The 9156-nt window shown below is 60.4% G+C and carries 8 protein-coding genes; 6 read left to right on the top strand and 2 right to left on the bottom strand.

Annotated elements, in window-relative coordinates; genetic code table 11:
• Positions 1 to 58: 58 nt before the first annotated feature.
• Entirely contained in the window at positions 59 to 1582 is a 1524-nt protein-coding gene (locus ACM6HV_RS17800; protein WP_027612504.1) for a fumarate hydratase, read from the bottom strand.
• 521 nt (positions 1583 to 2103) lie between these two features.
• On the opposite strand from ACM6HV_RS17800, the gene ACM6HV_RS17805 reads away from it, so the two are divergent.
• From ACM6HV_RS17805 to ACM6HV_RS17815, 3 genes are all read left to right on the top strand, one after another.
• Positions 2104 to 3210 (top strand): GGDEF domain-containing protein, encoded by a 1107-nt coding sequence (locus ACM6HV_RS17805; protein WP_414904887.1) that lies wholly within the window; start codon positions 2104 to 2106, stop codon positions 3208 to 3210.
• Positions 3203 to 4138 (top strand): iron-sulfur-binding ferredoxin reductase, encoded by a 936-nt coding sequence (locus ACM6HV_RS17810; protein ID WP_414904888.1) that lies wholly within the window; start codon positions 3203 to 3205, stop codon positions 4136 to 4138. Before ACM6HV_RS17805 ends, ACM6HV_RS17810 begins: the two co-directional genes overlap by 8 nt.
• Before the next feature lie 159 nt (positions 4139 to 4297).
• A complete protein-coding gene (locus ACM6HV_RS17815; protein ID WP_414904889.1) occupies positions 4298 to 5047 on the top strand; it encodes an enoyl-CoA hydratase-related protein in 750 nt (249 codons plus the stop codon).
• A gap of 204 nt (positions 5048 to 5251) precedes the next feature.
• Here the strand turns inward: ACM6HV_RS17815 and pyk are convergent, their stop codons facing one another.
• The gene (gene pyk / locus ACM6HV_RS17820) at positions 5252 to 6703 is read right to left on the bottom strand and encodes a pyruvate kinase (RefSeq protein WP_041068487.1); all 1452 of its coding nucleotides are present in this window, start codon (positions 6701 to 6703) and stop codon (positions 5252 to 5254) included.
• Positions 6704 to 6875: 172 nt separating this feature from the next.
• On the opposite strand from pyk, the gene ACM6HV_RS17825 reads away from it, so the two are divergent.
• The 3 genes from ACM6HV_RS17825 (at position 6876) to ACM6HV_RS17835 (ending at position 9122) form a co-directional block, all read left to right on the top strand.
• Positions 6876 to 7262: a tetratricopeptide repeat protein gene (locus ACM6HV_RS17825; protein ID WP_414904890.1), complete on the top strand. Its 387-nt coding sequence runs from the start codon at positions 6876 to 6878 to the stop codon at positions 7260 to 7262.
• 229 nt (positions 7263 to 7491) lie between these two features.
• Complete coding sequence (locus ACM6HV_RS17830; RefSeq protein WP_145594597.1) at positions 7492 to 7851, top strand: PilZ domain-containing protein; 360 nt, start codon at positions 7492 to 7494, stop codon at positions 7849 to 7851.
• 659 nt (positions 7852 to 8510) lie between these two features.
• The gene (locus ACM6HV_RS17835; protein ID WP_414904891.1) at positions 8511 to 9122 is read left to right on the top strand and encodes a hypothetical protein; all 612 of its coding nucleotides are present in this window, start codon (positions 8511 to 8513) and stop codon (positions 9120 to 9122) included.
• Positions 9123 to 9156: the final 34 nt, after the last annotated feature.

A 9156-nucleotide genomic window follows, 5' to 3' on the forward strand; every position in this document is an offset into this window, starting at 1 on the left:
TACAAAAAAGGCCGGCCCGTCACAGGACGGGCCGGCCTCGTTCATGGCTGTAAAGCGCTTACTGCACTTCTACCGCCAGGCTTTCGGCGATCTTCTGTTGCCAGATCGCCGGGCCGGTGATGTGTACCGACTCACCGTTGCTGTCCACCGCGACGGTGACCGGCATGTCCTTGACCTCGAACTCGTAGATCGCTTCCATGCCCAGTTCGGCGAAGGCCAGCACCTTGGACTTCTTGATGGCCTGGGCCACCAGGTAAGCGGCGCCGCCCACGGCCATCAGGTACACAGCCTTGTTGTCCTTGATCGCTTCGATCGCGGTCGGGCCACGCTCGGACTTGCCGATCATGCCCAGCAGGCCGGTCTGCTCAAGGATCTGACGGGTGAACTTGTCCATCCGCGTCGCGGTGGTCGGGCCTGCCGGGCCCACCACTTCGTCACCGACCGGATCCACCGGGCCGACGTAGTAGATGAAGCGACCTTTCAGATCCACTGGCAGGGTTTCACCCTTGTTCAGCATCTCGACCATGCGCTTGTGCGCCGCGTCGCGGCCGGTGAGCATCTTGCCGTTGAGCAGGACGGTTTCGCCCGGCTTCCAGCTCTGCACTTCTTCCGGGGTCAGGGTGTCGAGGTTGACGCGACGGGCCGACGGGCCGGCTTCCCAGACGATTTCCGGGTAAGCATCCAGCGATGGCGCTTCCAGCGAGGCCGGGCCGCTGCCGTCGAGCACGAAGTGCGCGTGACGGGTGGCGGCGCAGTTCGGGATCATGCACACCGGCAGGGAGGCGGCGTGAGTCGGGTAGTCCATGATCTTCACGTCGAGCACGGTGGTCAGGCCACCGAGGCCCTGGGCGCCGATGCCCAACTGGTTGACCTTCTCGAACAGCTCCAGACGGATCTCTTCGATACGGTTCTGCGGGCCACGGGCTTTCAGTTCGTGGATGTCGATGGACTCCATCAACACTTCTTTAGCCATGACCGCGGCTTTCTCGGCGGTGCCGCCGATGCCGATGCCGAGCATGCCCGGTGGGCACCAGCCGGCGCCCATGGTCGGAACGGTCTTCAGCACCCAGTCAACGATCGAGTCGGACGGGTTGAGCATGGCCATTTTCGACTTGTTCTCGGAACCGCCGCCCTTGGCCGCCACGTCCACTTCCACGGTGTTGCCCGGGACGATGGAGTAGTGGATGACCGCCGGGGTGTTGTCCTTGGTGTTTTTGCGAGCGCCCGCCGGGTCGGCGAGGATCGAGGCACGCAGGACGTTTTCCGGCAGGTTGTAGGCGCGGCGCACGCCTTCGTTGATCATGTCGTCCAGGCTCATGGTCGCGCCATCCCAACGTACGTCCATGCCCACGCGCACGAACACGGTGACGATGCCGGTGTCCTGGCAGATCGGGCGGTGGCCGGTGGCGCACATGCGCGAGTTGATCAGGATCTGCGCGATCGAATCACGGGCCGCTGGCGATTCTTCGCGCAGGTAGGCTTCGTGCATCGCCTGGATGAAATCCACGGGGTGGTAGTAGGAAATGAATTGCAGGGCGTCGGCAACGCTCTGAATCAGGTCATCTTGCTTGATCACGGTCATGAGTCGCGCTCCTCTAAAAGACGGGAACATTCAATAAGGTGCTTGCAGCTTGGGTGCATCGGTCGGTTGCAAGCACCTTTCAAGGCACGCCGGGGCTGCTGGCGCGACGCTAAAAAGGCGCGGCAGTATACCGCGCCTCTTCGGGGCATACACGCGTCGGCAGTCATTCGTTGGTCGCATGGTTGGGCGAATATCGAACATCGGGTTTGCACTTCAATACCTACCCCCTCACCCCAGCCCTCTCCCCCAAGGGGGCGAGGGGGGAAGGGAGCCGATTTGTGGCGAATTCAAAACCTGAGTTCGGCATGATGTATCAGGTCGGCGTATCTCAAATAAACAATGCGGTCAGTTCCCTCTCCCTCGGGGAGAGGGCTAGGGTGAGGGGCTTTTGAGGCCACACTTTTGACGTCAATTTTCGAGCCCGAAAATCGGTGGTCATTTATCGACCGCCCCTCTAAAGTGGCATCCGGTCTGTAGAGTAGGACACTCGGTCAGCCTCCTATCGCACGGTGAGTCAACGATTGACCCATAACGCCATTCAACGTCTTTTGCTCAAACGCTTCGCCCTCGCTGCGGCCACCTATGGATTGGCTTTGCTGTTGCTGTGGCTGGCATTTTTCACCGGACATTACCCGCAATCATTGAACAGCGTGGCCATCGGCAGCGCGCTGGTGGTCATCTGCCAGGCGACGTTGTTTGCGCTGTTCTGGGCCGGGCACAATCAGCGCTTTGCCGATCCTAGCCTGACCGAAGCGCAAGTGCTGCTCGGGCTCGGCTGGCAGACCTGGCTGATCGCTCATCTGGACGAAGCACGCGGCGCGTTTCTGGTGTTCTACGTGCTGATCCTGCTGTTCGGCCTGTTTCATTTAACCCGGCGCGCATTCATTCGTTGCGCGCTGCTGGTGTTCTTCAGTTTCTGTGCGATCACCCTCTGGGACGGCTACCACTTCCGTCTGCCGGATCCGGCCCTGGCGGCGTTGCAGGTGTGCATTCTGGCGATGGTCCTGGCCTGGCTGGTGATCTACGCACGCTTTGTCCAGGTCTCACGACAACGCATGCGCCAGCGCCGGTTTGCCCTGCAGGCGCATCAGGACACCCTGCGCGGGATGATGCGCCAGCTCGAAGATCTGGTGGCCACCGATGAGTTGACCGGGCTGTTCAACCGCCGGCATTTTCTGCGCCTGGCCTCACGGGAACTGGCGGAGATGGAACCGGGCGTGGTGCATGGTCTGGCGCTGATCGATCTCGACCATTTCAAACGCATCAACGATTTGCACGGCCATGCCGCCGGCGATCAGGTGTTGCAGGCCTTCGCCGGTGTGGCGGGTGCCTGCCTGCGTGACGGCGACGTGCTGGCGCGTTACGGTGGCGAGGAATTCGTGGTGTTGCTGCCCGACTGCGATGCCGAACGCCTGACGGCTTGTTGTGAACGCCTGCGCATTGCTTTCACCGACGTTGAACTGGTAGGGCTGAATGTGCGCAACCTCAGCCTGTCGGCGGGCATGACCCTGCTGGAACTGGGCGATGATCTGGACGACGCTTTGCAGCGCGCCGATCAGGCGCTGTACCGGGCCAAGCGCGACGGGCGCAATCGCTGTGCAGCGGCGTGGGAGAATGTGGATGCCTGAACTTCGGGTCGGTGACCGGCAATGGTCGGTGGCGGCGGGCAGCAATTTGCTCGACGCGCTGAATCAGCACGGCGTCGCGGTGCCTTACAGCTGCCGCGCCGGCAGTTGCCATGCCTGTCTGGTGCAGTGTGTTCAGGGTTCGCCCGCCGACAGTCGCCCGGATGCCTTGAGCGCCGAACAGCGCCAGGAAGGCTGGCGGCTGGCTTGTCAGTGTCAGGTCACGGAAGATTTGCAGGTACACACCTTCGACCCCGTTACCGACGGGCGCCCGGCGCTGGTCGAGGCGCTGGACTGGCTCAGTGACAACGTCCTGCGTTTGCGCCTCACCCCGCAACGACCGCTGCGCTACAGCGCGGGGCAGCATCTGGTGCTGTGGATCAACCACATCGCCCGGCCGTATTCGCTGGCGAGCCTGCCGCAGGAGGATCGCTTTCTCGAATTCCACCTCGACTGTCGCCAGCCCGGCGAATTCAGCGATGCGGCGCGGCGCCTGCAGATCGGCGACACGATCCGCCTCGGCGAGTTGCGCGGCGGCGCCCTGCATTACGACCCGGACTGGCACGCGCGCCCGCTGTGGCTGCTGGCCGCCGGCACCGGGCTGGGTCCTTTGTTCGGCGTGCTGCGCGAAGCCTTGCGTCAGGATCACCAGGGCGCCATCCGCGTCATTCACCTGGCTCATGATGCGCGCGAGCACTATCTGGCCAAACCCCTGGCAGCGCTCGCCGCGCAGCGCGAAAACCTCAGCGTCGAGCTATGGACGGCGGCCGAGTCAGCCGCCGCTTTGGCGCAACTGCGCCTTGTTTCCCGGCAAACCCTGGCCTTAGTCTGCGGCTCAACCGCCAGCGTCGAGGCCTTTGCCAAGCGTCTGTACCTGGCCGGACTGCCGCGCAATCAACTGCTGGCCGATGTGTTTTTGTCCCGCAGTTAAGCGCTGATCCTTTTGGAGCAAGGCGGAACCCTCTGGCGAGGAGATTTATCCCCGATGGGCTGCGCAGCGGTCCCACGATTTTGTGAGCGCTGCGCACTCAATCGGGGATAAATCCCCTCGCCACAGTGAGCTTGTAAACCAGCCATGTTGAGACACGCCATGACCGAAGCCATCCTGCTGGAACGCGAACGCGGTTTACTTACCCTGCGCCTCAACCGCCCGGACAAGAAAAACGCCCTGACCCGCGCGATGTACAGTCGCCTTGCCGAGGCCCTGAAGCAGGCCGACAGCGATCCTGAAATCAATGCCGTGCTGATCACTGGCAGCGCCGAATGCTTCACCGCCGGCAACGACATCGCTGACTTCATCCAGCAACCGCCGAGCGACCTCGACAGCCCGGTGTTCCACTTCATGCTCAATCTGCTCGAATGCCGCAAACCGGTGATCGCCGCCGTGGCCGGCGCGGCGGTGGGCATCGGTACCACGTTGTTGCTGCATTGCGATCTGGTCTACGTCAGCCGCGATGCGCGGTTGCGCATGCCGTTCGTCAACCTGGGGCTGTGCCCGGAGTTCGGTTCCAGCCTGATCCTGCCGCGTTTGCTCGGGCAGGCCAAAGCGGCCGAGTTGTTGTTGCTCGGTGAAGGTTTCAGCGGTGAGCAGGCCGCGCAGTGGGGCATCGCCAGCGAGGCGCTGGGCAGCGGCGAAGCGGCGCTGAACAAGGCGCGGGAGATGGCGCTGCGTTTCGACGAATTGCCGCCGGACGCGGTGCGCATCAGCAAGCAATTGATGAGGGCGCCGGATCGCGAGTTGATCCGTAAGGTGATCGAGGAGGAGGGCGCGCTGTTCACCCAGCGCTTGCGCTCGCCGGAGGCGTTGGCGGCGTTGACCGGGTTTATCAAGCGGCATTGAGATTCTCGCTGGCCGGGCTGGCCTCATCGCTGGCAAGCCAGCTCCCACAGTTTTTGTGGTGGATGCAAGATCTGTGATCACCGCCTAGCCCTGTGGGAGCTGGCTTGCCAGCGATGAGGCCGGAGCCGATACAGAATCTGTTGGAGCAGAATGCAAAAAGCCCCGGCACTCACATGCCGGGGCTTTTGGTTTTCAGCGAATCACTCAGACCTGTGGATCGCCAACGTGCAGGATCTTCATGCCGTTGGTGCCGCCGGTGGTGTGGTAGCTGTCGCCCTTGGTCAGGATGACCCAGTCGCCTTTTTCCACGACGCCGCGCTTGACCAGCTCGTCGATGGCTTTCTGGCTGACTTCGTTCGGGGCCAGCGAAGCCGGATCGAACGGAACGGTGTACACGCCGCGGAACATCGCCGCGCGGGCCTGGGCTTCGCGGTGCGGGGTGAAGCAGTAGATCGGCACCGACGAACGGATACGCGACATGATCAGCGGGGTGTAGCCGCTCTCGGTCAGCGCGATGATCGCCTTGACGCCCGGGAAGTGGTTGGCGGTGTACATGGTCGCCAGCGCAATGCTCTCGTCGCAGCGCTCGAATTCCTTGCCGATACGGTGGCTGGACGTCTTGCTGGTCGGGTGCTTTTCAGCGCCGACGCAGATGCGCGCCATGGCCTGCACGGCTTCCAGCGGATAAGCGCCTGCAGCGGATTCGGCAGACAGCATCACGGCGTCGGTGTAGTCGAGCACGGCGTTGGCCACGTCGGACACTTCGGCGCGGGTCGGCATCGGGTTCTGGATCATCGACTCCATCATCTGGGTCGCCACGATCACCGCTTTGTTGTGGCGGCGTGCGTGCAGAATGATCTTCTTCTGAATGCCCACCAACTCGGCGTCGCCGATTTCCACACCGAGGTCGCCACGGGCAACCATGACAGCGTCGGAGGCCTTGATCAGACCGTCGAGGGTTTCGTCATCGGCCACGGCTTCGGCGCGTTCGATCTTCGCCACCAGCCAGGCAGTGCCGCCGGCTTCGTCGCGCAGTTGACGGGCGTAGTTCATGTCGGCCGCATCACGCGGGAAGGACACGGCGAGGTAGTCGACTTCCATTTCGGCGGCGAGCTTGATGTCGGCCTTGTCTTTTTCAGTCAGGGCCGGCGCGGTCAGGCCGCCGCCGCGACGGTTGATGCCTTTGTGGTCGGACAGCGGGCCGCCGATGGTCACGATGCAGTGCAGTTCGGTCGCGGTGGCGGTTTCGACGCGCATCACCACGCGGCCGTCGTCGAGCAGCAACTCGTCGCCCACGCCGCAGTCCTTGACCAGATCCGGGTAGTCGATGCCGACCACTTGCTGGTTGCCTTCGGTCAGCGGATGGCTGGTGGAGAAGGTGAACTTGTCACCGATCTTCAGCTCGATGCGCTTGTTGGCGAATTTGGCGATACGGATTTTCGGGCCTTGCAGGTCGCCCAGCAGGGCAACGAAGCGACCATGCTTGGCCGCGAGGTCACGCACCAGCTTCGCGCGAGCCTTGTGCTCGTCGGGGGTGCCGTGGGAGAAGTTCAGACGGGCGACGTCCAGACCAGCCAGAATCAGCTGTTCGAGAACTTCCGGCGAGTTACTGGCCGGGCCAAGGGTAGCGACGATTTTGGTACGACGGACGGACATGCAAAGACTCCTCAGGTTCAAGCGCTCGCAGAGGCTACTACGCTCTTTGGGTGTAGTCATTGTTCGTTTGCACTACTTATTGTTTTCTTTATTGAACGCGACAATCGGAACAAAGGACTCTGAAGATTTCTCGCCCGAGGTCGATAATGATCACAAGACAGGAGAATACCCCATGCGATTCGTGCCCATTGCCGCCCTTGCCCTCAGCGTCCTCGCCGTCACGGGCTGCACCCGTTGGTCGATGAACCATCATCTGAACAACGCCTACAGCGCCTATGACCGGGGCAACTGCGAGCAGGTGATGCTCGAACTGTCCAAGGTCGAACGCGCCAGCCGGGCCCGCCCGTATGTGTGGCCGGAAGTGTCGATGATGCGCGGCCAGTGCCTGGAACGGCAAAAAATGTACATCGATGCGGCGCAGACCTACCAGTTCATCATCGCCTCGTACCCCAACAGCGAATACGCCTTCCGCGCTCGCGCGCGCCTGGAAACCCTGCAGAGCCTGGGCCATTACCCGACGCGCAGCGCAGCGGCCGTGCCAGGTTCGCAACGCTTCTGATGCCGGATGTCGTACAAACGCTGGCCGACTGTACAAGCTGAGCTATAGTCCAATGATCCGGTTCAGCGCTTGGCGCCTGAACCTGGGCAACACCTGCGACTGGTAGAGGTTGAAGTGATGGCGTATTGGCGACCGTCAAACCGGGAGCGGGGAGAGCGTGTCTGCGAGACGGGCACGTTCCGAAGCAAAGGTGCGGCTCTGTGATGGAGCCTTGCATGGCGTACTGCGCATGTTTACCGACCGCCGAATCGAACGGCATCAACTGCCGTACTTCCTCCGGGTGTACAACAGCGTCACCGACAAACCCATCGGTTTTCTGGGCAACGTGTCCGAAGACGGGCTGATGCTCATCAGTCAGTTGCCGATGATGATCGGCGCCGAATTCCATCTACGCCTGAAAATCCCTGCCAGCGATGGTTGCCACCAGGTGATCGACCTCAACGCGTGTTGCCTGTGGTGCCAGGAAGACGCAACACCGCTGCATTACGACGCCGGCTTCAGCCTGCAACGCCCGCCTCCGGAATACGGGCAACTGGTCGAGGCGCTGCGCCAGTACTTCAGCTTCCAGCCATTGCCGGCTTCGGCCTGACTCCGGCGGCGCTCGCACGATTGCCATCGCGGGCAAGCCCGCTTCCACAGTGTCCTCGGTTGATCAAAGCGTTTGTGCACACCACAAATCCCTGTGGGAGCGGGCTTGCCCGCGAATGCATCAGCCCAGACAACGTCTATTCATGAGCTAACCCACAGCAATCGCCCGCTCACTGTCCAGCGTCTTCTCCGCCGCAACAGGGAACATCTGCATGCCGCGATCCACGGAATTGCGCGAGGGTGGCGGCTGAATGCAGGTTAGTCGACCGGGGGAAACCATCACCAAAAACCGGCTCGCCCGAAGGCGACCTGCGACAGCCACCATCGAGTGCGGGGATAGGGAATACCCGACTTGATGACGCTTATGCACATTGGTGAAACCCCCGGGCGACTGAACCCGACCACTGATTGGCAGCGGCACGGATCACGTTACGGGGCATCGGCAAGGCGCACAAGCCGGCGGATTCTGGCGGATCTGTAGGCAAACGCGCAAGGCGTTGTAGTTTGCTGCGCGTGTCGAAGTAGGGCTGGGAATCGTTAGCTATTTTAGTGTCTATAAAATATTTTTTTAGAAGTATTTGATCTTTTTAACTGTCAGTTCTGACAGTAGGCGGGTGAGCAGCGGGAAAGTAAATTAAAACTTCACTTGAGGAGAATGTTATGAAGAACGCGAAAATTGATTTGAGTGAAGTTGAGCTTTGGGCGAAGTTCCAAGCTGAAAGGTCAGGAACTATTTATCATGGGCGAGGTGAATTTTTTGATACTGATTTTACTTATTCTGATGGCTGGGATAACGCAGTAACTAGAGTGGCTTATCTTAATCATAGGATTCCAGAGTTGCATGCGTGGTTGTATTATCAATATAAAAAATCTGCCGACGGAAGAACGGTTGATGTCAGGACTAATATGTACAAAATGACTACGCGTCCAATAGGTAAGCCGTGGTACAGAGGGAATTTGAATCTTGAATTTCATAATTTCAGTGTGGCGCGAGATATACCTTCCCCCGATGCAATGTGGCAGGAAGTACAGCCTTCAGAATTTATTGCCTATGTACGATACGGATCAATTCCGGTTCAATCCGCTAATATACAATTCCGTATCGCATGCAACTTTGATGGTACTCATAATGATGGGTGGGAGCATTCTTCATGGGAAGTATTTCCAATAAATGCTGTTCAGGGTGATGAGGTAGTTGATGAGAGGCTCGGCAATCCGCGAATCGTTGTCGAGCGATTTTTTGAAGAGCGAAAGAATAAACAGGGTGAATGAGTGAATGCATTTTAATAGTTCCCCAATGAACTAT

This window comes from Pseudomonas sp. IT-P260, from assembly GCF_949768395.1.
Classification (GTDB): domain Bacteria; phylum Pseudomonadota; class Gammaproteobacteria; order Pseudomonadales; family Pseudomonadaceae; genus Aquipseudomonas; species Aquipseudomonas parakoreensis.

Excerpts from the sequence above, each read along its gene's own strand:
- ACM6HV_RS17800 (WP_027612504.1), bottom strand. The coding sequence starts at position 1,582 with ATGACCGTGATCAAGCAAGATGACCTGATTCAGAGCGTTGCCGACGCC.
- ACM6HV_RS17810 (WP_414904888.1), top strand. The coding sequence starts at position 3,203 with ATGCCTGAACTTCGGGTCGGTGACCGGCAATGGTCGGTGGCGGCGGGC.
- ACM6HV_RS17815 (WP_414904889.1), top strand. The coding sequence starts at position 4,298 with ATGACCGAAGCCATCCTGCTGGAACGCGAACGCGGTTTACTTACCCTG.
- pyk (WP_041068487.1), bottom strand. The coding sequence starts at position 6,703 with ATGTCCGTCCGTCGTACCAAAATCGTCGCTACCCTTGGCCCGGCCAGT.
- ACM6HV_RS17825 (WP_414904890.1), top strand. The coding sequence starts at position 6,876 with ATGCGATTCGTGCCCATTGCCGCCCTTGCCCTCAGCGTCCTCGCCGTC.
- ACM6HV_RS17830 (WP_145594597.1), top strand. The coding sequence starts at position 7,492 with ATGTTTACCGACCGCCGAATCGAACGGCATCAACTGCCGTACTTCCTC.
- ACM6HV_RS17835 (WP_414904891.1), top strand. The coding sequence starts at position 8,511 with ATGAAGAACGCGAAAATTGATTTGAGTGAAGTTGAGCTTTGGGCGAAG.